Raw genomic sequence first — 25,399 nt, forward strand, 5'->3', positions numbered from 1 at the left:
GTCAGGCGACCTCCTCGGCGAAGGGGCGGAGCCGGAGCCATTCCTCGCGGTCGAGGCGGAGGATCGTGCCGTGCTTGGTCCCCGGCGCGATCCGCACGCGGTCGGCGGGGACCGGACTCCAGTCGCCGCTGACGGGATCGGTGCTTTCCAGGGCGAAGTAGCCCTGCGGGCTCGTGCTGTACTGATCGAGGAAGAGATACCACCGGGACTCGTGGGGGTCCTTCAGGACGATCGGCGCTTCGACGCCGGCGAACAGGTCCGCTCCGATCAGCGTGCCGACCGTGACGAAGTCGTCGGCGAAGAGTCCGGAGCCGACCTCCTGGTGGATTCCGGACCTGCCCGGCCCATGGCTCTCGTCCTTGCTGAACCGGTGGACGCGGCCGTTCTCCTGCAGGAGTGCCGTGTCGATGATGTCGAGGCCGCTGTCGATGAGCGTCTCCGCAGGGGTGAACCGCACGAAGTCGCGCGTCCGGGAGTACAGGATGCGGCTGTAGGTCTCGCCCGTGTGGTCGCCATCGGACTCGTCGAAGAGGCACGACGACCAGAAGACGAGGTGCTCGCCGGTGTCCGGGTCGACCGTCGTCTCCGGGGCCCACGCCATCCCGGCGGTCGCCGGAGCGACCTCCACTGCGCGCGGGCCCGTCCACTCGACCAGGTCGTCGGAGTCCCAGACGATGAGCGAGCGGCTGCCACGCCGTCGCCAGGCGTCCCAGCCGGCGTCGTCTCCGCCCCAGACCCGGAGGTCCGTGCACAGCACGTGGAACCGTCCCGCCGCATCCTTCACGATCGCGGGGTCGCGGACGCCCGTCGTGCCGAGAGTGGAGGTCAGCCGCGGCTCACCGTTCCAGAGCGGAAGCCACCGCAACGGGGAGTCGCCCTCGCTCAGCGAGAAGTGGATGCGCTCCGCATAGCCGTCCGGTTCCTCCCGGAAGTGGGCGAACAGGTAGCCGTACTCGCTGCCCATCAGCAGGTGCCGAGATCCGTCCACGGGCCGTTGGCGTCCCCGGGAGTCTGATTCCTGGTCGACCACTTCGCCTGCCAGCGGTGACCGGCCTGCACCGCGATGTCGCCCTCGTTGTACTGCCAGCTCGCCGTCCAGGTGCGGCTCCAGCCGGCCTGGCACTGCGTCCGCTGACCGACCTGCGCCCAGGCACTCCACGGGGAGGCCCCGGGCACCTGGCCCTGCGTCCACCATTGGGCGATGAAGTTGTTGCCGTCGTACGTGACCTGGTCGCCCTTCGTGTAGACCTGGGCCGCGCTCCAGGCGGTTCCCAACGGCTGGAGTCCGGCGATCGCATCCGCGATCCCCTGCGCCGCGGCGTCGACCTCGGCCTGGGTGGGCGAGTCGCCCGCGAGCGTCGCCTTCCCCGACGCGACCGCCTGGTTCAGGGAGTCGATGGAGGCAGCGGTCCAGATCTCCGGGTCCGCCGCCGTTTCGCCGGCGGAGATCCGTGCCGTGAGCAGCGTCGTGTCGACGACGCGCTCCTTGAACTGCAGTTCGGCGACGTTCGCGTATCCCGTGGATGTGAAGTACCGCAGGTAGCGGTAGGCGATCCCCGAGGTCACGGGCAGGTCGTACCACTGCACGGCGGACACGCCGCTCACGGTGGCGAGGGTGTCCCACGTCGCTGCGTCGTTCGAGCCCTGGAAGACACCGCCGTTCATCCGGGCGAAGTTCCCGACGCGCGGCAGGAACCGGACGCTGCCGACGGTGCGGGCGTTGCCCGCGCCGAGGTCGACCTGCACCCAGCCCGCCGCGGTCTTGGTGTCGGTGGCCGTCGCCGGATCGCCGTCGAACGCACGCCAGCCATTGTCGGCGGCGTTCGCCGTGCCGTCCCAGGAGGCGGAGGAGGCGACCACCTGCGAACGCGCGACGGAGATCGTCGGGAACAGCGACGATTCGGGGACCAGGATCGACTTCGCGGCGGCGAGCCGCTTCAGCACGCTGGTGCGGTCCGCCCCTGGCGCGTTCCACTGGGTGCGCAGGGCGGCCACCTTCTGGGCGTACGCATCGGCGCTCGCACGGGTCGACGTGGAGGTGTCGGCCACCTGGGTGTCGAAGTAGCCGTCGGCGTAGGTCAGGCTGCCGTAGAGCTGGACCTCTGCGAGGTCGCCGCTCCACGCCGTCTGGTTGATCAGGCGGAGGTAGCGGTAGGACTGGCCTCCCGCGGCGACCGCTCCGGCGTCCGACCACGTGCCTTCCGCGGCGCCGGAGAGCGCTGTGGTCAGATCCTTCCAGGTCGTCCCGTCGTCGGAGGCCTGGACCACAGTGCCGTTCGCCCTGGTCGCCTTGGTCGCCCTCGGCAGGAGGAAGACCTGGTCGAGCGCGATCTTCGCGTCGGCGCCGAAGTCGATCACGTAGTACGAACCGGTGGCCGTGTTGAGATCGCCTGCGGTGTCCGCCCTGCCGTCGAAGAGCAGGTATCCCACCTGGTCCGCGCTCAGTCCGTTGCCGGGCCACTGCTTGTCCGAGGCGGTCACCTTCGCGTCGTTCGCGACGTCGACCAGCTTGCTCCCGTCGCCGCCGACGAACAAGGCGGACCCGTCCGTGGTGCCGTAGAGCGTCGGCCCAGCCGTGCCGCGGGCATCCGTTTCGTCGATGGCCAGCGTCACCGGACCGGACGCCGTCGCGGCGACCGGCGCTGTCACGGTCCAATGGACGCCGTCGGAGGAGGCGGCGGCGACCTTCGTCCCTTGGATCGTCGCCGACACGGAGCCCACGGCGGTCTTCGTGACCACCGAGACCGTCACCGGGTCGCCGGAGGAGATCTTGCCCGCGATGGCCTTCGGCGAGCTGATCGTGGCCTGAGCGACCTCGTTTCCGATCTCGTGGCGGTCACCGAAGACGTGGAACTCCGTCAGCTCCATCAGGTTCACGATGGTGTTGTGGAGCACGTCCGGCTGGGGATCCAGCATCTTGATCCGGAAGTAGCGGAACTGCTGGCCGGCCAGGTCGGGCGACACTGCGAGTGTCTGGAAGTCCTGCGTCATCGTGGTCAGACCGGGCGTCAATCGCGTCCAGTTGGTGGCGTCGTTCGAGCCGAACACCGCCGAGCCCGCGATCCGGTCGGCGAAGATGTTCGACTCCAGGCCGAACGATGACGCCGACACGCGGAAGTCCGGCCCGAAGTCGAACGTGTGGGTGAGGTTCACCGCCTGCGGATAGCTCGATCCCGTCAGGTTGCTCGAGTCGTCGAGCTTGCCGACGTCGGCGCCCATCGTCGAACTGGTCAGCAGGGCCGGGTAGTTCAGACTTCCGTCCGCGATCCGCGGCGACACCAGCCGGAGACCGGCGGTCGCCGCGACGACCTTCTGCACGGCGGCGAGGTAGTCGGCGTCCGAACCGTGGTGGGAGAGCGTGGTCGCGTCGGCGACCGCAGCGGTGTAGGCGGCCGAGGTCGCGCTTTCGTAGATCGCGTTCGAGTCGAAGCCCTGTTTCGCAAGCGTCAGGGCGCCGTCGCGCGATGTCGCGGAGTCCAGTTCGATATGGCGTGCGGCCACAGTCGTCCCGTCATCCACCGAGACCACGACGTCCGCGGAGCCCGCTGCAGCAGGAGCCCAGGTGAGCGCGCCGGACCCGGAGTCCAGCGATGCCCCGGAGGGGAGGCCGGCAGCCGTGTACGTGAGGGTCTCCCCCGTACCCGGATCCGTCGCCGCGAACGCCGTGACGGAGGACGCGCCGGCGTAGCCCACGAGGCGGCTGGGAACCGTGGTCGGGAGAACAGGAGGAGTCGAATGGGAGGCGATCGCGGTGTCGATGCTGTCGATATCGACGTGGCCGCCGGTGCCGTTCGCCTGGAGGTAGATCAGATCGCCGATCGACTCTCCGGTGGCGAGCTTCACCAGGACGTTCCGCCACTGCGACCCGGTGTCCGGGATGGTCACCGTCTCGTCGAGCCCCGAGGTGAGCCGTAGGTCGACTGGTGCGTCGGTGCGAACGCGCAGTCCGATGGTCTTCGCGGCCGTCGAACCCTCCAGGAACGCGATCTTCGATCCGGCCGTCGTCGCGCCGAGCCGGACATAGCCGGTGGTGCCGTCCGTGCCGGACTCGACCTGCCCGGAGATGTCGGTGTAGCGGTCCTCGACCTCCAGCGTCGTGCCGCTCGTCTCCTTCTTCGGGACCGAGCTGCCAGCGGCCGCGGCCGGCATGTAGAGCCAGAAGTCGCCGCCGCCGTCGACGCCGTCCCAGGCGTTCTGCGCAGACCCGCCGTAGTAGTACGTCAGCGGCAGCCGCTTGGTGAACGCTTCGTAGAAGTGCGGCGCGACGGTCTTCAGATCGAGGCCCCGGTCATACGTGTAGTAGTAGTACAGGTCCCAGAAGCTGGCCGTGTTGAATCGGCCGCGGTAGCCCGAGGAGATGTGGTTGTACGTGTCGCGGATCGTCCCGTCCGGAGAGATCGCGTACGCCACAGGGGTCCACGCAGTGTCGTAGCCGAGCATGTACTGCCAGAAGTAGTCCGCGGCCGAGAGGATGCGGTCGCCGAGGAACTCGTAGGGACCGACGGCGTTCGCTGCTGTGGAGATCGTGCCGGCGGTCGGGTCGACCTTCGTCCCCTGAGCCAGCATCATCCGCGCCAGGTAGTACGCGTTGGTGATGTCGCCGCCGCCGTGCGCCTGGTCGCGCCCCATCTCGACGTGCTGGACGTGCGGGTCGGCGATCGCCTGGCCGGTCGAGTCGTCCTTCGTGACCATCCGGAACAGTCGCGAGATGGAGCCGTTGAAGCCCTGGTCCGTGGCCGTGGCGTTGACGGTGAACCACTCGACCGCTTCGGCGTAACGGGGAGCGTTGTCGGTGAAGATGTATCCGGCCATCGCACCCATCAGCGGGTACGTGTGCTGGTTCATGAAGTAGTTGTTGTCGTGCTGGAAGGTCTCGATGACCGGCGTGATCAGGTTCTTCGTGAAGGCGGCCGTGTCGGCGTCGGTCCACGGCGTCTCCTCGTTCGCGCAGGAGCTGTAGCGGAGGATCTCGGCGGCGGTCACCATGCGGTTCATCGGGATGCCGGTGTGGATGTGCGCGTCGGTGTAGTAGGCGTACTGGCTGGGGTCCATCTGCTCCCAGATCCGGATGATGTTCATCGCGTTCTTGCGGTAGACCTCCGATCCGGTGAACACGTACATCAGGGTCTGCGTGTACGCCTTGAGGCCGTCCGCGATGAACCTGCCTTCCACCCCCTGGCTGTTGAAGGCCACCGTGCCGGGCTTGGTCGGGTCGGCGCTGCTCGCGTTCGACGACGAGGCCGTGGTGCTGGCGGCGGAGGATTGCGTCATCGACGCGTAGTAGCTCGACCACGGCTCGGCGCCTGTCGCGATCTGGGTCCTGGCGTTCTCGAGCACGGGAGCGGTCAGTCCGACTCCAGGATGGACGAAGCCCTGGCTGCTGACCGTCGGATGGAACTCGACGGTGCAGGTGGTGGCCGTCACGGCCGATGCGACCGGCACGGCCGCGGCCACCGGCGCGGCGGTCGCCGGGCTTGCGGCGAGCTGCAGAGTGGCTGCCGCGAGCACGACCGCGATCAGTCCGCTGAGGAATGCGAGTCGGCCCCGCGGGCGGGGTGAGGGAACACTGCGCTGTTGCACGATCGGTACCTTCTTCGTTGACGGTTGGAGCTGATCGGAATGAGAGTGGATAGCGTTTTCCATGATGTGACGCGCGGTCAGGCCATGCGAGCGAGCTCGGCGAACTCGACCGCATGGCGCAAGGGCTGGCCGCGCGCGTGCCTGCGGACCTCCGCGACGGCGGACTCCCCGATCCTGCGCAGCTCGTTCCCGGCCGCGCCGGCCAGGTGCGGCGTCAGATGGACGTTGGGGAGGCTGTAGAGGATGTGCCCCTTCGGCAGGACTTCGGGGTCGGTCACATCGAGGACAGCGCGCAGCCGCCCCGACCGGAGTTCTGCGATGAGCGCATCCTGGTCGACGATGTCGGCCCGAGCCGTGTTGACGATGGTCGCGCCGTCCGGCAGAGCCGCCAGCACCTCCCGTGAGATCATCCCCCACGTCTCCGGGCGGCTGGGCGCGTGAATGGAGAGGACGCTGCTGCGCCGCGCGAGCTCGGAGAGGTCGGAGACCAGTTCGGCGCCGAGGAGACGCGCCTGCTCCTGCGTGCAGAACGGGTCGAAGACGAGCACCCGCAGGTCGTAGGCCTGCAGCAGGCGGATCACCCGCGACCCGATGCGTGAGGCGCCCACGATCCCGACGGTGCGGCCGAAGTTGCCGATGGCAGGCAGCTCCGCCTCCCGGTGGATCTCGCGCTGCTCGGCGGCGTACGTCCGAGCGACCCAGAAGGCGTCCTTCCCGGCGAGCACGATCATCGCGACGGTGAACTCCGCGACGGGGACGGCGTTGGCCCACGCGCCGGACGACACGACGATGCCGCGGTGCCAGGCGTCGGGATCCACGAACCGGACGGTGCCGGCGGCATGGACGATCGCGCGCAGGCCGGGCAGCTGATCGAGCTCGTCCCGCGTGAGCTCCGGGCCACCCCACCCGGTGATCAGGGTGTCGATCGCCGGGCGTTCGGCCGGATCGAGGTCCGCGACCGAAGCGATGGCGCGAGCCGGGTCGATCTCGACGTACTCCTGCAGCTCGGCGATGTCGTCGGGCGAGAAGAGGAACGGGATCAGGTGCTGCCCCATCCCGAAGACGGCTTTCATCATGATCTCCGTGTGCTCGTGGTGAGGGTGAAGCGGCTGAAGGTCGCGGTGAACGCCTCATCGACGAGGTCGAAGGCGTTGACCGCGGCGAATGTGCCGGTGAAGCGCAGAAGCGGCCCGAAGTCGTCCGACAGGAAGGATGCGTCGACCTCCGGCCCGAACGGTTCGAGGGCGCTTCCGTCGTCGCGGCCGGCGGCGAAGCGCGCGGTGCCGTGATCGAGCTCGGCGCGCAGCCGCCAGGGTCCGGCATCGGCCGCGCTCCGCGCGAGCTCCACGGATCCGTCGACGCTCCGGGCGGTGAGCACGAGGACGATCCCGCCCCCGCCCTCCTCGAATTGCTGGCCGCGCTGTGGCTCGCCCTCGGGCTCGGCCCAGGTGAGCTGCAGCGAGATGTACGCGGAGGAGTTGTACCAGAGCACCAGACCGGCGGAGTGCGCGAACGTGGCCGGGTGCGCCTCCATGGTCACCTCGGCGACGGCGTGGTGCTCGGTGAGGCGCTGGCCGACGAGGCTGTTCGCGCGCCAGGACTCGATTCCCTGGCGTCCGCGCAGCCGGAACGAATGCTCGTCGACGACGTCCACCCACTCGCTCGTGGCGGGAGCGCGAAGAGTGCTCCACGGCCAGTCGAGCACTGCGCTCCCCCGGGCCGGCCCGGTCGCCGCCCGCTCCGGGGCGGGAACCGCCGGGACGGCGACCTCGACAGCAGGATGCCAGCCTCCCTGCGCAAGGCGGGGCCAGCCGTCGTCGTCCCAGACGATGGCCTGCACGGCGGTCTCCCGGCCGAGCGGGCTCTGCACTCCACTCGGGGTCCGGATGGGCCGGGAGACGAGGTGCACGAGGTACCAGGAACCATCGGGCGCCTGCACGAACTCACCGTGCCCGGCCTTCTGCAGGGGCCACTCCGGGTCGTCGCGCGTGGTCAGCAGCGGCTGCCGGTCGATCTCGTACGGCCCGGTGACGTCGCGGCTTCGCGCGACGAGCACGCCGTGCTCGACACCGGTGCCTCCCTCGGCCAGCGAGAGGTAGAACCAGCCGTCCTTGAACAGCAGCTTCGGACCCTCGATGAGCGTGTCGCGCTGCAGGAGCAGCTGCGTCCCGCCGACCGTGCGGAATGTCCCGTCCGTGCGCTCCAGCTCGGTGAGGACGATGCCGGAGAACCGGTCGCCGTCCGGACGATGGTCGTTCTGCAGGTTGGCGAGCCAGGTCCGCCCGTCGTGGTGGAACAGGGACGGATCGAAGCCGTGCGAGGGCACCCGCACCGGGACGTCCCAGTCCGAGAGCGCGCCCTCCGCGACGGCGGCGGTCGTGATGTACGTGGACAGGTTGAAGTACGGCTTCTGGAGGGATTCCACGATCGAGTAGGTCACCCAGAGCCTGCCCGCGGCGACACTCAGCGCCGGCGCCCAGATGCCGGCCGAGTCCGCATACCCGGCGAGCGATCCCTCCGGGACGGCGCTCGCGACGTGACCCGCGTACTCCCAGTCGATCAGATCGCGCGACCGGTGGATCGGGATGGTCGGGAACCACTCGAACGAGCTCACGGCGACGAAGTACCACTCGCCGAGCCGGACGATGGACGGATCCGGGGCGAAGCCGCGGATGACCGGGTTCGTCAACAGCCCCTGTTGCGTCGTCGTACCCGTCACCGGACCGGCCTCCCGGTCGATGCGCGGACGATGAGCTCCGGCAGGAGGTCGGCGTGCCTCGGCGCTCCGGCCGCCTGCGCCTGCGCGAACACGTCGATCGCGGCGACGCCGACGCGCCGGTAGTCCTGGCGGATCGTCGTCAGGGCCGGCGTGAAGAACGCCGCCCCCGGCTCGTCGTCGTACCCGACCACGCTGATGCCGTCCGGGGCGGGACGCCCGGCACGGGCATAGGCGTGCATGACCCCCAGCGCCACCTGATCGCTCGCGCAGAAGACGGCCGACGCCGTGGATGCGAGCAACCGTTCACCCGCGGCGAAGCCGGATGCCGCCGACCAGTCGCCCGGGACCACATCCACGGGCTCGAGCCCTGCCTCCTCGAGCGTGTCGAGGAAGCCCTGCGTTCTGGCCTGTGCGTGCACCAGGTTCGCGGGGCCGGCGACGTGCGCCAGCTCGGCGTGCCCGAGCGCGAGGAGGTGCCGGGTCGCCTGCACCGCACCGTTGTACGAGTCGATCGTGACCGACGAGGCGGTCTCGTGCTCCGCCAGGGCGACGACGACCGGCAGACGCCGGGCGAGGACGGCCGCCACCTTAGAGAAGATGTCCGCGGTCGCGACGAGGATCGCACCCGAGGCGCCCTCCTCGATCTTGCGGCCGACGACCTCCAGCAATGAGCTCTCCAGGTGATCCGCGGGTGCGATAACGTCCGCCTGGGTGACGAGGAGACCGCGTCGGCGGCCCTCGGACGTGACACCGTCGAGGACGCCGTGCAGGATCGTCGGGTTGATCCCGTGCATGGCGATCAGTGCGATCTGCGTCGTCCCCGCAGGGGCGCCGTGCGCCGGGACGATGTACCCGAGCTCGCGCATCGCCCGCTCCACCCGGTCCTGGGTGGACGCGCTGACGACCGCCGAGCCCTGGATGACCCGGGTCACGGTACGTGAGCTCACGCCGGCCGTCTGGGCGACGTCGAGGATGGTCGGCCGGTACTCCAGAGTCATGCGCGCGGGACCTCGAGCCTCCACTCGTCGGCCCAGCTGATCCGCGCACGGCCGCCGGAGATCTCCATCGGGAGCCACACCGCCGGGGAGTTCGCCAGATCGTCGCTGAGCCACCGGTCGCCGACGTAGACGAAGGCCGGCCGCGCGCCGTCGCCGACAGGGACGACCGCGCTCACCTGCGAGTCGAAGGTCGCGGATCCCGGGGGCGCGATGTCCTCCCAGGTGGACCAGGGCCCGCTCAGGTCGGCCGCCGTCGCCACTTTGTTGTCGTTGGTCGACCACCCGGTGAGATCGGACCCGAACAGGTAGTAGAGGCCGTCGTGACGGACCAGCGCGGGCGACTCGTACCCGCCCGACTGATCGTCCTTGCGCGTCGTCGCCACGATCGCCTCCACCGACAGGTGATCGGGAGCCAGCCGGTAGATGTGCAGGCCGTTGTCGCGGTCCTCGGAGAGCAGGTACCCGACTCCGTCCTCCTGGTAGACGCCGATATCGCGGCTGACGTTGCCCAGTGGGCGCTCGCTCCCCACATACCGGAACGGCCCCACCGGGTTGTCGCCGATCGCGTAGCCGACGCGGGCGAAGCGGTAGTCGGCGGTGTCGACGTGCAGGAACATCACGTACGCGCCGTCCGGACGGCGGAGCACCTTCGGACGCTCGATGATCCGGTCGGGACCGAGGTCTCCCTCGCCCGCGACCAGCGAGTTCCCCTCGAAGCGCCACTCGGCGAGATCCAGGGACGAGTAGCAGGCGACCGCCGTGAACACCGATCCGGCGCGCTTGTCCTCGCCCCAGGCGTAGAAGCGGTCGCCGAAGCGCTGGATCCCGACGCCGTGCAGCTGGGCGATCTCGCCGGTGTCGTCGATGAATGCGGTGCCGGGGCGGATGTCGGCGGGACGGGTGGATTCGAAGGTCATTTGATGCTCCCCATGGTCACGCCGGATTTCCAGTACCGCTGCATCGCGATCATCAGAAGGACCATCGGGATCGTCGCGACGAGCGAGCCGGTGATCACCAGGCTCGTCAGATCGACCGTGGAGTCGACCCCGCGTTGCAGCCACGAGTACAGCCCGAGCATCACGGGCCACTTGTCGGAGTCGCGCAGGAACACCAGCGGCCCGAAGAAGCCGTTCCAGGATCCGACGAAGTGGAGCAGGAAGATGGTCGCTCCCGCCGTGGTCAGCAGTCGCAGCCCGATCCGGAAGAAGATCCGGTACTCCCCCGCACCGTCGATGCGTGCGGCCTCCATCAGCTCGGCCGGCATCGCCCCCTCGGTGTAGACCTTCGCCAAGTACACCGCGAACGGGCTGAAGAACGCCGGGACGATCATCGCCCAGATCGTGTTGTAGATGCCGAGCTGCACGTACAGCAGATACGAGGGGATGGTGAGCAGCGTGCTCGGGATGAGGAAGGAGGCGATGATGAAGGCCACGGTCGCGCCGCGTCCCTTGAACCGGTACATCGCCAGTCCGTAGCCCGCGGCGAGCGCCACAAAGGTCTGCCCGAGCGAGCCCAGCACCGCGTACACCGTCGAGTTCCACAGCCACAGCGAGAAGATGCCGTCCTGGTAGGAGAACAGCGAGGCGAGGTTCTCGAAGAGGTTGAAGTGGGAGAACCAGAGACCGCTCGTCGTGAAGAGGTCCTGCTTCGACTTGGTGGCGGAGACGATCAGCCACCAGGCGGGCCCGATCGAGTAGAGCGCGAACGCGACCAGCCCGATGATGACCACCCACTTGGCGCCGCCGCGCCGGCCGGCCATCTCGCCCGCGTCATGCTCCACGGCCCGGCGCCGCCGTCCGGATCCACGCGGGGAGGCGCTGCCGGCGTCCAGCAGGTCCGGGCCGGCGATCTGTGTGTCGATGAGGCTCATTTGTCCACCCTGTTCGCGAGACGGTAGATCACTGCCGAGGCGATCCCCACGACCAGGGCGAGGATGATGGAGAGGGCAGCGGCGTAGTTGAGGTTCCCGACCTGGAAGGCCTGGTTGTAGATGACCATCGTCGGAGTGAAGTCCTTGGTGATGGTCTCCGGGGAGACCGTCCGGAAGAGCGTCGGCTCGGCGAAGATCTGCAGCGTGCCGATGATGGAGAGCAGACCCGTGAGCACCAGGGTGCCGCGCACGTAGGGCACCTTGATGGAGAAGGCGATGCGCACTTCGGAGGCGCCGTCGACCCGCGCGGCTTCGAAGACATCCCGTGGGACGGCCTGCAGCGATCCGTACAGGATCAGCATGTTGAACCCGATGGTGCCCCAGACGACCAGGTTGCCGATCCCGACCCAGACCATGTTGCCCGCGAAGAAGTTCACGTCGAGCCCGACGAGCGCCAGGACCGGGCGGATCGGGCCGACGTTCGGGCTGTACAGGTAGAGCCAGATCATGGTCGCCACGATCCCCGGGATCATGTACGGGATGAGCAGCAGGAGCCGGAACCGGTTGGCCACGCGCCGGCGGACGGCATCGAGGAGGAGGGCCATCGTCAGGCTCACCATCATCGTGACGGGCACCATGACGGCGGCGTAGATGGCCACCCGGATCATCGACGCCCAGAACGTCTCATCGCCCAGTGCGCGCACGAAGTTGTCGAATCCCGTGAACGACGTCTGCGCTGCGCTGAACCCGAGCCCGGAGCTCTTCACCGTGAAGAAGCTCTGCCCGAGCCCGAGGAGGACGGGCAGCACGGTGAAGACGGCGAAGCCGGCGACGAAGGGCCAGGTGAAGGATGCTCCCTTCAGCGACTGCACGTGCCGCCACGACATCCGTCGTCTCGGCCGCCGACCGGCGCTCGGGAGCGGAGTGCTCCGGGTGGCGCTGCGCGCGGGCCCGGCTTCGCTCGTCTTTGTGGCCGAAGACATCGCCGTCTCCTTTCCGGGAGGGGTGCGCCGCTCGGGCGCACCCCTCACCTGTGTTACTTCGCGACCGTGTAGTTGATGCCCTTGGTCTTCAGGTCCTGGACCACGAACGCCTGAACGTTCTCCAGTGCCTGCTTGACCGTGATCTGCTTGGCCATCGCCTTGCCCCACTGGTCCTGGAGCTCAGGGAACCAGGCGTCGTAGTCCGGGCCTTCATTGAAGGAGCCGATGGCGGCGGACTGCGCCTTGGAGATCACAGCGCCCACCTGATCCTTGCTCTGCGCCGGGTCGATGAGCTTGTCGGGCACGATAGCCGCGGTGTACTTCGACACGTCCTTCAGAGACGTCGGCAGGCTGATGGCGTCGGTCTTCGTACTCTTCGACGCCGCGATTCCCGCGGCGGAGGTCGCCACCCAGGTCTGGTACTCGACCGCGGCGGCCGGGTCCTTGCAGCCGACCGGCACGATGCCGGGGTTGGCGATGCCGGGCGTCTTGAAGGGTCCCGAGTCGCTCAGCTGCGGGAAGTCCACAGCCTTCCAGGTCCCGAGGGAGGCCTTGAGGTTGGTCTGGTAGCCGAACAGCGACCACCACGCCAGAGGAACGGTCGCGAGCTTGCCGCTGTCGAAGTACGCGTAGAGCGAGGGCCGGTCCTGGTACGTCTGGTGCGACGCGAGGTCGTTGTCCACGATCTGCTGGATCACGTCGGCGCCCTTCAGCGAGTTCGCGTCGGTGAAGTTCACCTTCCAGCGGTCGCCGTCGATCGTGAACCACTTGGCGCCGGCGAGCTGCTCGATCTGGATGAGCGTCGAGGGGTCCTCACCCGCGAGGTTGATGACCGTGATGCCCTTCGGCTTGAGCTGCTTGCCCGCGGCGATCAGGTCGTCCCACGTCTTCGGCACGGCGATGCCGTTGTCGCTGTAGACCTTCTCGTTGACCAGCGCGAACGTCGCATCCGGGCCGCTGGGGAACCCGTAGTACTTGCCGTCCAGCTTGGCGCCGGCGAGCGCTCCCGCGGAGAACTTGCTCTCGATCGGCTTGATGTACTTCGTGATGTCCTGCGCCCAGCCGTTGACGACCGCTGTCGTCACCGGGCCGGTGGCGGGCACCCAGCAGGGGATGCCCTTCTTGGACTTCATGACGTTGCGGAAGTTGGTCACCGTCGCCGGGTTGCTCGCCTGCAGGACGTAGTTGACCTGGACATCCGTGTGGCTGGCGTTGAACGCCTTGACGATGTTCGGGGTCATCTCGGCGTCCCAACCCCACACGTCGATGACGGCGGGCTTCTTCGAGGTCGCGGACGCCGATGGGCTGGAGGGCGCGCTGCACCCGGCCAGGAGGCCCAGGGCTGCGACCCCGGCTACCAGGGCGAGCGCACGGGTGTGTGCTTTTCGCATTCGTTCACTCCTTCGTGACGTGAGTGGAGGACTCACGGATCTGCTTGGTGCTGTCTCGCGTGGAAAACGCTATCCGTAAGCTACGGTGCGTCAGTGGGGGTTGTCAACACCTCGTGGATGTCCACCGGCTGACAGGCATACGGAAACGAACAGGGCGCGAACAGGCGCGGACCGGACGCTGCGTCCTACGCCTTCGCCGGGGTGCTGGCCCGGACGACGACCTCGCCCGTGAGCTCGAGTGTCCGCGGTCCGCGCGTCCCGGTCTCGCCCAGCACCTGGTCGACCGCGAGGGCCGCCATCTCCTCCAGAGGGATCCGGACCGTCGTCAGGGGCGGGGTCAGATCCCGGACCAGGGGGACGTCGTCGAATCCCGCGACTGCGACCCGGCCGGGCACGGCGACCCCGTTCTCGCGGAGCCTCGCGATCACTCCGAGAGCCATCGCGTCGCTCACGGCGAAGATCACCTCGATATCGTCGAGGCGGTCGATCAGCGCCCCGGCGGCCGCATACCCGCCGTCGCGATCGAAATCTGCTGAGACGACGAGGGCAGGGTCGATGGAGAGCCCTTCGCTCGCCGCCTCCTCCATGAATCCGCGCAGCCGCTCCTGCGACGTGATCTGATCCGCCGACGCCGCGACGATGGCGAATCGCCGGTAGCCCCGGGCGATGAGGGCGCGGGCGAGTGCGGCGGAGGAGTCGGCGTTCCGCAGCAGCACCTCGTCGAACCCGAACGAGTTGGCGCCGATCACCGACACGCGTCCACCCGCATCGGCGAACGCGGTGAGCTCCTCCCGGAACGCCTCCTCGCGAACGGCGTCGGTCGTGCGGCTCACAGCGATGACCACAGCCTTCGGCCGCTGGCCGCGCAGGGCGCGGAGCGCATCCAGCTCATCCGTCCCGGTCAGCCCCGACAGACCCACGATCAGCGCGTTGCCCGTCTCCCGGACGCGCTTCAGAGCACCGGACACCAGGGCGGACGAGCCGGGATCGTCGATCTCGGAGACCAGGATCGCGACGGTGGACGATGCGCCCGCCGACATCGCCTGCGCCTGGGTGTTCGCGGTGTAATCCAGAGATCTGGCCGCCGCGAAGACGGCCTCCCGCACCTCGGGGTCGAAGTTGGCCGTCGAGCGGACACCGCCGTTGAGAACCCGGGAAACCGTGGCGCGCGAGACACCGGCCAAAGCGGCGACGTCGTCGAGGGTCGGCTTGGAGGAGCGACGCGTGGCCATGGGTCGACAGTAATGGACGCGTCGGGCGGCGGCAGCGGCCGTCACCTCGCGCGCGCGTGTGAGAATGTCCCCATGACGTCGGGGAACGACGGTGGCGTCTTCTGCGCATGCCGATCATCGCGGGGAGGGCCCGGATATGGCGACTAAGCGCTCCCCGTCGCGGGCGACCCTGCACGACGTCGCGCGCGAGGCGGGCGTCTCCATCGCCACGGCGTCCCGGGCGCTCAACGGCAGCGACCGCGTCGTGCGCCCCGACATCTCGGCTCGAGTGCACGAAGCCGCCCGTCGCCTCCGGTACGTGGCGAACGTCTCGGCTCAGTCGGTCAAGCGTGGGGCGACGTCGACCATCGGGCTCGTCGTCAACGACATCGCCGATCCGTACTTCGCGGCGATCGCCAGCGGGCTGATCACCGCCGCGAAGGCGGCCAAGCTGACCGTCACCGTGACCGCGAGCGAGGGAAGCCCGGAGCTGGAACTGCGGAGCGTCCGCGATCTGCGCGCTCAGGGACATCGCGCGATCGTCATCGCCGGCAGCCGCCACTCAGGAGCGTCGTACGACGAGCTGTCCGGCGCGCTGACGGCATTCGAGCGGTCCGGTGGATCGGTCGTCCTGGTCTCGCAACCCCTCCTGCCGTTCCGCACCGTCGCGGTCGACAACGCCGGAGGCGCCCGGGGTCTCGCCCTGCAGCTCGCCGGGCGCGGGTACCGGCGGTTCGCCGTGCTGAGCGGGAACCCGGAGCTCGTCACGGTGGCGGACCGGCGCGCGGGGTTCGCCGAAGGACTGGCCCAGGTCGGGCTGTCCATCCAGGAGGACGACACCTTCGTCGACGCCTTCACCCGGGACGGCGGCTACCGGGCCGCGGAGAAGCTCATCGCCCGCGGGCTGGATGACATCGACCTCGTCTTCGCGGTCAACGACGTCATGGCGGTCGGAGCCGCCGCGGCGTTCCGGGACCACGGCATCCGGGTCGGCCGCGATATCGGAGTGGCCGGGTTCGACGATGTCCGGATGGCCCGCGATGTGACGCCGAGCCTCACCACGGTCGCCGTGCCCCTGATCGACATGGGCAGGCTCGCCTTCGCCCTGGCACTCGCCGAGCCGGAAGACGATCCGGTTCGGATGCTGCCGGCCACGGGTGTGATCCGGGACAGTACGCCGAGGCGCGAGAGGCGGACCGGGCTTCCCGGCGCCGGCGTGCGCTGATCGTCCGGAGTCGGGACGCATCGGTTGACTTCCGAGTTGCTTTAGCCCTACGCTTCACGATTATCGAACCGGTTCGATAGATCGGGTTGCGTTCCGCTCGCGCGCGGCGGCGTCTCGCACTTTCTGCGGCGATCATGCCCGCCGGCAGTATGCCAGGCCTGAAAGCGGGCAAATTGTCGAACCGGTTCGATTACTAAGGGCTGTACACGACAAGGGAGTTGTAATGACGAAGATAGATCGCTCTGTTCTCCGGGCGGGGGTGTTTCTGGCCGCAGCGGGACTCGTCGCGGCAGGTGCGACCGCAGCTTCGGGCGCCTCTGCCAGCTCGCCCGCTGTGGAGCCGGTGAGCGCGGCGACCGCGCCGGCGGACGTGTCTCAGAAGATCGACGACGCGGTGACCTCGGGCCAGGACAGCTTCACCTACGATTCCACGTGGGGAACCGCCTCCGGCGTCTCCGACCTCTATGACGGCACCGTCCACTGGAACAATGCGACCAACGGCGTCGGCAAGTTCACGTTCTCGGGCACGAGCGTGGCCCTCCTCGGCGTCCGCGATGTCGACCAGGGAATCGTGACCTTCTCACTCGACGGCGGAGCAGCGACCACCGTCGATGACTACCAGGCGACGCGGTCGACCCAGTCGACTCTGTTCAGCAGCGACGGCCTGACCGAAGGCACCCACACCGTGGTGATCACGGCCACGGGAACGAAGAATCCGGCGAGTACCAATCACACGGTCGCCATCGACGCGGCCGTCGTGGTCGGTCCGCCTCCGCCGCCGCCCACGCTCACCGCCGACCTCGGCGCACCCGGTGCCGCCTTCGCACCGACCGCATCCGGAACGCTGTACGGGATCTACCAGCCGGGAGTCCCGAGCGACAACCTGGTCGCCGGCATGGGACAGCTGACCATCTCGACGAAGGCACAGGACGGGCAGCAGCATCCCGGTGCCGACGCCCTCAGCGTCGAGCCGGCATTCGTGAAGGGAGGCGGCAAGGACGAGTACATCTACATGACCGACGTCTATCGCGCCTACCCGTACGACCGCACCAGCTACGCGCAGTACCAGGGCTTCATGACGACCGAGGTCAAGCAGGTTCTGGCAGCCGGCGCCAACAACCACATCGTCTTCATTCCCTACAACGAACCGGATGGCGAGTGGTTCAACGGGATCAACTCGAATTCGACGGTCCTTGCCGCCTTCGAGGCGGAGTGGCTCTCGACGTACAAGCTGATCAAGAGCCTCGATCCCACCGCGCGGATCGCCGGTCCGGGCGAGGGACACTTCGACGCGCGGACGACCTCCAACTTCCTCACCTACTGCAAGGCCAACGCGTGCGTGCCCGATGTGATGATCTGGCACGAGCTGTCCAGCCCGACGACCATTCGTTCGGACGTGGCAGCGTACCGGTCGATCGAGAAGACGGTCGGCGTCGGACCGCTTCCGATCAACATCTCCGAGTACGGGCTCGGCAGTGACGAGGACGACCCCGCCACGATGGTCCCGTGGATCTCGGCGCTGGACGACAGCGGCGTGTACGGCGACCTCGCCTACTGGGAGGTCGACGGCTCGCTCAACGATTCCGCGGCGCAGCAGAACACCCCGAACGCTCAGTGGTGGCTGTACAACTGGTACTCGCAGATGACCGGGCAGAAGGTCACGCTCACCCCGAGCACCAATAACGCCGGCGGCACGCCGCAGGGTGTCGCGACTCTGGACACCGCAGCGAAGACCGCGCGGGTCATCCTCTCGGGTGGCGGCCGCACCGGCGCCGTGAACACCGTCGTGAAGAACATCCCCTCGTCGGTGTTCGGTTCGTCCGTGCACGTGACCGTGCAGGAGGACGCCTGGTCCGGAGACACCGGAGCAGCGAACGCGCCGCTCCGGCTCTCCGATGCCGACGTCCCCGTGGTCGACGGGACGATCACGGTGCCGATCGACGCATCCGCCATGTCGGCCTACGAGATCACCGTCCAGCCGGGCGGCACGGGTTCGAAGTCCGCGGTGGACAGCGGCTTCCGCAAGTCCTACGAGGCCGAGGACGCCTCACTGAGCGGGACGGGCTTCAACATCAACACGGAGAAGACCGGAATCGTCGGGAACGCGACGTCGGGTGGAAAGGATGTCGGCGGCCTCCGGACCGGATCGACGACCGTCATCACCTTCCACGTGAGCGTCCCGGCGACCGCCGACTACGACATCCGCACCTTCGCCGGAAGCAACGCGTCCGCGAGCGGCGTCCAGGGCCCGACCAACGTCTACCTGCGGGCCGACGGCGGTGCCTCAACCGAGGTCTGGCTGCCGGCGAGCTACCACTGGACGACGTGGAACAACGTCGACACCACGGTGCATCTGACAGCGGGCGACCACGACATCTCGCTCGCCACGACCGGCGACAACGGCGGTGCGACGGCAGGCGACGCGATCATCGACAAGATCGACGTCTCGCAGATCACGTCTCCGACGACCGTCTACGAGGCGGAGCAGGCGCACCTGGCCGGCGCGAGGACCTCGTTCGCATCGCGCGGTCAGAGCGGAGCGGGCACCGCGGCGCTGAGCACGGGCGACACGGCAACGTTCTGGGTCGATTCCGCGACCGATGGATATTCGAAGTTCGCGCTGCGCTACCTCGGAAACGGGGCGGCGAAGACGAGCGTCAACGGCCAGTCCGCTGAGGCACTGGGGCTCTCGGGCACCGACGACACCACGTGGAAGTCGACCTCCGGCGCGGTGTACCTGGAACAGGGCATCAACCGGATCGTCGTGACCGGCACCTCCGGAACGATCCAGCTCGACGACCTCTCGGTGACGCCGTATGCGACAGGCGACACGGTCGTCACGTCCAACACCCAAACGGTCCAGGCCGAGTCCGGCACGCTCACGGGGATCACGGCGATCGACAAGTCCGCCTCGCAGGCGAACGGGAGCGCCGTCACCGACATCGGTCCCGGCCAGGCGAACTCGCTGACCATCGCGACGACCGCGCCCTCGGCTGGCCAGTACGAGATGACCCTGCGATTCGCCAACAACCAGTCGCTGCCGTCCAACCACTACAACCCCGATTTCATGGATAGGACGGCACAGTTCTCCGTCAACGGAGGATCGTCCGTGCAGTCCGTCGCCTTCGGGCCGACGTACAGCTGGAACCAGTTCTTCACGGTCACCGTCCCGGTCACCCTGAAGCCCGGCAAGAACACCATCAAGCTCTGGTCGGACCAGCAGTACAACTTCGACGGTTTCACCGTCGGGGCTGTCGGCCCCGTCGTCTCGGGCGGCGCCGGAGTCGGTGCTCAGATGAGGTCGAACCAGGCGGCGAACATCGATCAGATCACCTTCGCCCCGCTGATCGCCAAGAAGTAGACCGCCCCCGCGCCCGGTCCCATCCGCGGGCCTCCCGCCGCGCTCCTTCCGCCGAAGTGCTCGTTGTTGCACCCGACACGCCGTCAGTACCTGCAACAACGAGCACTTCGCGGGGACCGGGTGCGCCGCCCCTTGCTGGGGACCGGGGTGCGCTCCTTCCGCCGAAGTGCTCGTCGTTGCACCCGACACGCCGTCCGAGAGTGCAACAACGAGCACTTCGCGGGGACCGGGTGCGCCGCCCCTTGCTGGGGACCGGGGTGCGCTCCTTCCGCCGCGCTCCTTCCTCCGCGCGCCTCCCTCCGCGCTCTTTCCGCCGAGGTGCTCGTTGTTGCACCCGACACGCCGTCCGAGAGTGCAACAACGAGCACTTCGCGGACCGGGCGCGAGCGGGCCCGCTGGGCCCGCGGGGACCGGGCGCGCGGGGGTAGGCCGCGTATCAGTCGATGCGGCGCACCGTCCAGGCCTGCTCCGGGCCGCCGGTGGCGGTCCACGAGACGGTCGGGGCACCGTCCGCGGTGGATGCGCCCGCGGTCGCCGCGTAACGCCCGGTGCCGACGTTCTTGATCAGGTACGTCGACCCGCTCGGCACCAGAGTCCAGAGCTGCTTCGCCGCGCCGGTCGCGGGTTGCTGGTCCACGACCACGCTGCTGCCGCCCGTGTACTCGTCGGTCAGGGCGAGACCGGAGTTGGCGTTCACGATCTCATAGCCGCCCGCCACCGCAGTGAAAGTCCAGAGGTGCCAGTCCTGGTTGGTGTACCAGAACTGATCCGCCTGCGTCCCGGCGGCCGTCGACCCCGCCGGGATCTCCAGGTACTTGCCTAATCCGTTCTGCAGCGTGAACTTCCCCGTGGTGAGTGTCGGGAGCGCGGTCTGCGTCAACGTCCAGTGCTGGTTGGCCCCGCCGTTGTCCGTCCATTGGTCCATCGCCGTCCCGTTGGCGGTCGAGAAGGACGGGTCCTCGAGCGGAAGGTTGCTCTTGCGGTTGGTGATCGTGAACGTTCCGTCCGTCCCTTGCACGACGGCCCACTCCTGGGCTGCCGAGCCCGCGACCCGCGTCTGCTGCTGCATGAGGGCGCCGTTGCTCGTCGATGCCCCGGCGACCGCGAGCACCTTCCCGCTGTTGACGTTCGTCACGGTGAAGTACGAGTCCGCCTGGCGATCGAACCGCCAGTTCTGTTCCGCTCCCCCGGTGGCCGGCCATTGGATGGCCTGGGCGCCTTCCGCGGTCGACGCGCCACCGATGGCCAGGTCGAGGTGCGAGCTCGCGTTCGCCAGCGTGTAGGTCGCCCCGACCGACACCGCTGGCGCGATGTTGTCGAAGGCGTACTGGACCGAGTTGAGCGTGGTGCTGTCGTGAGATCCACCGCTCATCGTCATCACGGTCCCGCCGTCCGGTGTCAGCATCAGGGACCGGCTGTAGCCGTACGGAGCGTTCGACGCCTCGGACTGCCAGGAACCTGCGGCTCCGCCCGCCGTGTTGACCAGCAGCGGCGTCTGCCCGCCGGCGCTGACGACGATGGTGCCGTTCGTTCCGCCGCTCGACGTCCACGCGACGTACGGCTGGCAGCAGGGATGGGAGCCATCGACCGGGAGCAGCTGCTGTCCGGTGACGGAGTTGAAGGCGAGCGGGTCCGTGCCGATCTTGTAGTAGACCGGGCAGGAGCCGCCCGTGGTCTGGCACAGCTCGTACGTCATGATCCACTTGCCGTTGTTCATGGCCGCGACCGTCGTCATGCCGGGGCGGGCGGACTGGGACGGGTAGACCACGTCATCGACCGGCGCCGACCAGGTGATGCCGTCCGTCGACGTCTCGTGATCCAGCAGCTGGGAGTGCGTGGAGTTCTGCCGCTGGTCCGAGAAGTAGACCACGAGCTGGCCCTGGTAGTAGAGGATGAACGGTTCCCAGACGGGCGTGTTCGGATCGGCGGTGAGTCCGGCTCCGCCCTTGGCGACCGAGCTCAGGAACGACCAGGTCGCTCCGCGGTCCGTGCTGTCGAACAGGAGGATCTCCGTGGACGACTTGTCGGCGGGGACGGACAGCCCTGCTGCGAGGATCGTCCCTGCCGGCAGAGCGCCGACCGCTGCGGGGAGCTCGTAGAGGAACGGCTCCCACCGCATCCCGTAGCCGTTCACCGTATCGGTGACCCGCGACAGCGACGTCCACGAGGTGCCGCCGTTGGTGCTCTGGTAGACCGGGAAGTACGGGGTGGTCGTCGTGTAGTTCTCCCAGGTCGCCAGGATGGTCCCGTTGGCGTCACCGTTGTGGTGGAGGGTGATCTCGCGCGGGTACAGGGTGCCGGGCGCTTCGTAGCCCGAACCGCTCGGGGCGAACACCGTGGTGGGAGCGCTGGCCTGCGCGGACGCCGACGCGCCGATGCTTCCCAGTGCGATGACCGCCGCCGTCGTCGCGACGGCGATCACCGCCAGTGACTTACGCGTGATGAACATCGTTGTTCCCTTCTCGTGTTGTTGCGGTTGGAGCTAGGCGGGTACGGCTCGCCGGTCACCGTCCTCAGCGGTCTCGCGGGCGAATGGCGCCGTCGCCGTCCCCGTCGACGTCGTCGAGACGAGCGCGACGCCAGGGAACGGGAGGACGGATCCCCGCTCGTCCGCGGCGGAGCCGACGATCGTATGCGGCAGGCCGTACGCGCTGACGTCCAGCGGATGGGACGACCGGTTGATCAGGAACGCCGTCTCGGTGACGCCGTCCGTGCGCACCGCCAGTTCGACCTCCCCGCGGAGTTCGCGTGGCAGCTCGCTCTCGATCCCGGCGTCTGCGGTGAGGCGCTCGATCAGGCCGGCCCTGCTGCGGTCGTCCAGGTCTGCGGAGACGTAGGAGGCGGTGCCCGCCGAGGCGGCGCGCCGCGTGATGGCAGGGTGTCCTCGCAGCTCACCGTCGCTGTAGCGCGCAAGCACCTCCACCGTGGCGTCGGTGACATCGACCCGCTCGGTCCACATCGCCGCGTGGGCGCCGTTATCCAGGAGCGTGCGCTGACCGTCGAGCAGCGGGCGGATCTCCTGCACCCGGATCCCGAGCAGCTCGCGGAGCAGCCCGGGGTAGCCGCCGAGCCAGACGTGATCGTTCTCGTCGACGATTCCGGAGTTGAACGTGACCAGCAGGTGGCCGCCGTTCGTGGCGAACTCGATCAGCCGCTGCGCGAGGGCGGAGGGCAGCACGTGCAGCGCCGGGGTGATGACCACTCGGTAGTCGGCGAACGCACCTGCGGCGGGGAGCAGGTCGACGCGATGGCCGGCATCCAGCAAGGCGCGGTGCCAGGCGAGCACCTCGTCCCGGTACCGGAAGCGGTTCGTGTGGTGGGAGTCCTGCTCGCTCGCCCACCACGATTCCCAGTCGAAGAGGATGGCCACGGCCGCCGGCTTCCGGTGGGTTCCGGCGACGCTGTCGAGCGCGGCCAAGGTGTCGCCGAGCTGTGCGACGTCGCGGAAGATCTCGGTGTCCTCTCCCGCATGCGGAAGCATCGCGGAGTGGAACTTCTCGGCGCCCGCGCGGGACTGCCTCCATTGGAAGTAGCAGACCGCGTCGGCGCCGTGGGCGACGTGGGTGAGGGCGTCGGCGGCCAGAGCGCCGTGCGCCTTCGCGAGGTTGACCGGCTGCCAGTTCACGGCGCCGGTGGAGTGCTCCATCAGGAACCACGGGTTCCCGCCCGCCAGGCCGCTGGTCAGGTTGGCGGAGAAGGAGAGCTCGTCGCGCGCGGTGGGCTTCGCCGTCACGTAGTGGTCGTTCGAGACGAAGTCGACGTCGGCCGCCCAGTCGGCGTAGTTCATGGCCGTGATGTCCTCCATGACCATGAAGTTCGTGGTCACGGGGGTGTCCGGACTCCACTGGCGCAAGACAGCTCGCTCGGCCCGGAGGTGCGCCCGCAAGGCATCCGACGAGAACCGCTTGAAGTCGAGTTGCTGGCTGGGATTCGGATGCGCCGCCGCCAGCCGCGGGGTGAGGATCTCGTCGAAGCTCGAATAGCGCTGCGACCAGAAGGCGGTCCCCCAGGCCCGATTGAGACTCTGGATGTCGCCGTAGCGCTCGGCCAGCCAGTTCCGGAACGCCGCGGTCGCGTCCGCCGAATGATCCCAGGCATTGTGGCAGCCGATCTCGTTGTTGACGTGCCAGGCGACGACTGCGGGATGGGAGGCGTACCGCTGGGCGAGCCGGGTCACCAGCGCGAGCGCGTACTCCCGGAAGACCGGGGAGGTCGGCCGCCAATGCTGTCGGCCTCCCGGCGCGAGCACCTCGCCCCGCTCGTTGACCGGAAGGATCTCCGGGTGGCGGGTGGTCAGCCACGGCGGCGGTGAGGCCGTCGCCGTCGCCAGGTCCACCGAGATGCCGTTCTCATGCAGAAGGTCGAGGACCTCGTCGAGCCACTCGAACGTCCACTCGTCGGCGGTGGGCTGGAGCTGGGACCACGAGAAGATCGCGACCGAGACGATGGTGACCTTCGCCTTGCGCATCAGCCGGACATCCTCGAGCCAGACGTCGCGTTCCCACTGGTCGGGGTTGTAGTCCGCACCGAAGAGAAGCCGGGGCCGGCCCGTCGGGGAGGTGATCCAGCGTGACGCGTGTCGGCTCTCGGCCATGGATGTTCCTTCTGTCGTTGAAGCGAAAAGGGAGGCGCGCCGCTGTGGGCGCCGGGTCCGGCCCGGCGCCCACAGGCGGGCTACTTGTTGACCTTGAACCCCTGGCTGTTGCCGTAGGAGCTGAGGTTGTCCTGCCAGGCCTTCAGCCCGGCGTTGAGGTCGCCCTTCGCCGCGTAGGACTTGCCGACCGTGTCCGCGAAGACGCTGTTGGCGTAGACCTGGAACGGCAGGTACTGCCATCCCTTCGCCACGTTCTTGGACGCGTCCACGAGAACCTTGTTGATCTGCTGTCCGCCGAAGTACGCGGGCGCCTCGTTGAGGAAGCTGTCCGCGTTCAGCTGCGCCGTGGTCGACGGGAAGCCGCCGCTCTTCAGGAACACGCCGATGCTGGAGTCCGAGCTGTTCAGCCAGCGGAGGAACGCCGCCGCGAGCGCGGGGTTCTTCGACTGCTTGGTGACGGACTGGGCGCTTCCGCCGTTCTCCGAGGTGATCGGCGAGCCGTCGTAGCTGGGCAGCGGGGCCACGCGCCACTTGCCGGCGCCGTCCTTGACGGAGCTCTCCATGATGCCGGGCATCCAGGCTCCGGTGACGATGGTTGCGAGCGTGCCGTTGTTGAGACCCTTGAACCAGTCATCGCTCCAGGTGGGGATCGGCGAGACGAGTCCCGGCTCGACCAGCTTGTTCCAGGTGTCCGCCCACTTCTTGGTGCCCGCATCCTGCAGGTTGATGGTGACGTCGGAACCGTTGGTCGTGTACGGGTGTCCGCCGGCCTGCCAGATCAGCGGCTGCGCGTAGCCGGGGTCGCCCGCGTCGTTCGTGATGAACTTCGACGGGTCGGCCTGGTGGAGCTTGGCCGCGTCGGCGATGTACTCATCCCACGTCTTCGGGACCGTCAGACCGTACTGGTCGAAGACCGCCTTGTTGTAGAGCAGCACCATGGGCCCGGAGTCCTGCGGGAGGCCGAAGAGTCCCTTGTCGATGTTGACGGCACTCCAGGTGGAGGCGGTGTACTTGCTCTGCAGATCTCCGAGCCCGTACGAGTTGAGGTCGCGGAGCCCGTCGGAGAGGGCGAACTGCTGGAGGGCGTAGTACTCGATCTGCGCCACGTCGGGCGCACCGCTGCCTGCCTTGATGGCGTTCTGGAGCTTGGTGTACTCGGCGGTCGCGGTTCCGGCGTTGACCACCTTCACCTTGACCTTCGGGTACTCCTTCATGAACGCGTCGGCCTGGGCCTGTCCAGAGGGTGTCCAGGTCCAGTACGTCAGGTCGCCGCCCTTCTTGAGGGCGGAGTCCAGGTCGGATGCGGACCCGCCGGTGCCGGTGGAACCCGAGCTGCAGGCGGACAGGGCGACCGCCGACAGCGCAGCGACCGCGAGCGCTGCGACGGCACGGCTGCGGCGCGTGCCTTTCTTGATGGTGAACATGTGTTTCCTTTCACTTCGTTGTGGAGGGGCAGGTCCCTCGCTG

General features: G+C 68.4%; 15 protein-coding genes. 2 read left to right on the forward strand and 13 right to left on the reverse strand.

What is annotated here, in order from left to right; all coding sequences use genetic code 11:
* Position 1: 1 nt before the first annotated feature.
* From ACPYOG_RS01715 to ACPYOG_RS01760, 10 genes are all read right to left on the reverse strand, one after another.
* A complete protein-coding gene (locus ACPYOG_RS01715) occupies positions 2-988 on the reverse strand; it encodes a glycoside hydrolase family 43 protein (protein WP_481292529.1) in 987 nt (328 codons plus the stop codon).
* Complete coding sequence (locus ACPYOG_RS01720; RefSeq protein ID WP_481292530.1) at positions 964-5,580, reverse strand: galactose-binding domain-containing protein; 4,617 nt, start codon at positions 5,578-5,580, stop codon at positions 964-966. Before ACPYOG_RS01720 ends, ACPYOG_RS01715 begins: the two co-directional genes overlap by 25 nt.
* 77 nt (positions 5,581-5,657) lie before the next feature.
* Positions 5,658-6,656, reverse strand: coding sequence for a hydroxyacid dehydrogenase (locus tag ACPYOG_RS01725; RefSeq protein WP_481292531.1), 999 nt, complete (start codon positions 6,654-6,656; stop codon positions 5,658-5,660).
* Complete coding sequence (locus ACPYOG_RS01730) at positions 6,653-8,299, reverse strand: glycoside hydrolase family 43 protein (protein WP_481292532.1); 1,647 nt, start codon at positions 8,297-8,299, stop codon at positions 6,653-6,655. The genes ACPYOG_RS01725 and ACPYOG_RS01730 overlap by 4 nt, the downstream gene beginning before the upstream one ends.
* Positions 8,296-9,297, reverse strand: coding sequence for a LacI family DNA-binding transcriptional regulator (locus tag ACPYOG_RS01735; protein WP_481292533.1), 1,002 nt, complete (start codon positions 9,295-9,297; stop codon positions 8,296-8,298). Before ACPYOG_RS01735 ends, ACPYOG_RS01730 begins: the two co-directional genes overlap by 4 nt.
* A complete protein-coding gene (locus ACPYOG_RS01740; protein WP_481292534.1) occupies positions 9,294-10,214 on the reverse strand; it encodes a family 43 glycosylhydrolase in 921 nt (306 codons plus the stop codon). Before ACPYOG_RS01740 ends, ACPYOG_RS01735 begins: the two co-directional genes overlap by 4 nt.
* The gene (locus ACPYOG_RS01745; RefSeq protein ID WP_481292535.1) at positions 10,211-11,167 is read right to left on the reverse strand and encodes a carbohydrate ABC transporter permease; all 957 of its coding nucleotides are present in this window, start codon (positions 11,165-11,167) and stop codon (positions 10,211-10,213) included. Before ACPYOG_RS01745 ends, ACPYOG_RS01740 begins: the two co-directional genes overlap by 4 nt.
* Complete coding sequence (locus tag ACPYOG_RS01750) at positions 11,164-12,150, reverse strand: carbohydrate ABC transporter permease (protein WP_481292536.1); 987 nt, start codon at positions 12,148-12,150, stop codon at positions 11,164-11,166. Before ACPYOG_RS01750 ends, ACPYOG_RS01745 begins: the two co-directional genes overlap by 4 nt.
* Before the next feature lie 53 nt (positions 12,151-12,203).
* Complete coding sequence (locus ACPYOG_RS01755) at positions 12,204-13,541, reverse strand: ABC transporter substrate-binding protein (protein WP_481292537.1); 1,338 nt, start codon at positions 13,539-13,541, stop codon at positions 12,204-12,206.
* A 185-nt stretch (positions 13,542-13,726) separates the two neighbouring features.
* On the reverse strand, positions 13,727-14,773 hold the full coding sequence (locus tag ACPYOG_RS01760; RefSeq protein ID WP_481292538.1) for a LacI family DNA-binding transcriptional regulator: 1,047 nt from the start codon (positions 14,771-14,773) through the stop codon (positions 13,727-13,729).
* A 136-nt stretch (positions 14,774-14,909) separates the two neighbouring features.
* Between ACPYOG_RS01760 and ACPYOG_RS01765 the strand changes: the two genes are divergently transcribed.
* Positions 14,910-15,977: a LacI family DNA-binding transcriptional regulator gene (locus ACPYOG_RS01765; protein WP_481292539.1), complete on the forward strand. Its 1,068-nt coding sequence runs from the start codon at positions 14,910-14,912 to the stop codon at positions 15,975-15,977.
* Positions 15,978-16,200: 223 nt separating this feature from the next.
* A complete protein-coding gene (locus ACPYOG_RS01770) occupies positions 16,201-19,338 on the forward strand; it encodes a carbohydrate-binding protein (protein ID WP_481292540.1) in 3,138 nt (1,045 codons plus the stop codon).
* 436 nt (positions 19,339-19,774) lie between these two features.
* On the opposite strand, the gene ACPYOG_RS01775 is transcribed toward ACPYOG_RS01770, so the two are convergent.
* The 3 genes from ACPYOG_RS01775 to ACPYOG_RS01785 all read right to left on the reverse strand — a co-directional run bounded on the left by ACPYOG_RS01775 (position 19,775) and on the right by ACPYOG_RS01785 (position 25,356).
* Positions 19,775-21,787 carry an RICIN domain-containing protein gene (locus ACPYOG_RS01775; protein ID WP_481292541.1) on the reverse strand — a complete coding sequence of 671 codons (2,013 nt, stop codon included), beginning with the start codon at positions 21,785-21,787 and terminating at the stop codon, positions 19,775-19,777.
* 33 nt (positions 21,788-21,820) lie between these two features.
* The gene (locus tag ACPYOG_RS01780) at positions 21,821-23,932 is read right to left on the reverse strand and encodes a beta-galactosidase (RefSeq protein WP_481292542.1); all 2,112 of its coding nucleotides are present in this window, start codon (positions 23,930-23,932) and stop codon (positions 21,821-21,823) included.
* A gap of 80 nt (positions 23,933-24,012) precedes the next feature.
* Entirely contained in the window at positions 24,013-25,356 is a 1,344-nt protein-coding gene (locus ACPYOG_RS01785; RefSeq protein WP_481292543.1) for an ABC transporter substrate-binding protein, read from the reverse strand.
* Positions 25,357-25,399 lie beyond the last annotated feature (43 nt).

It is taken from the genome of Leifsonia sp. HAY1-4F, assembly GCF_056755275.1.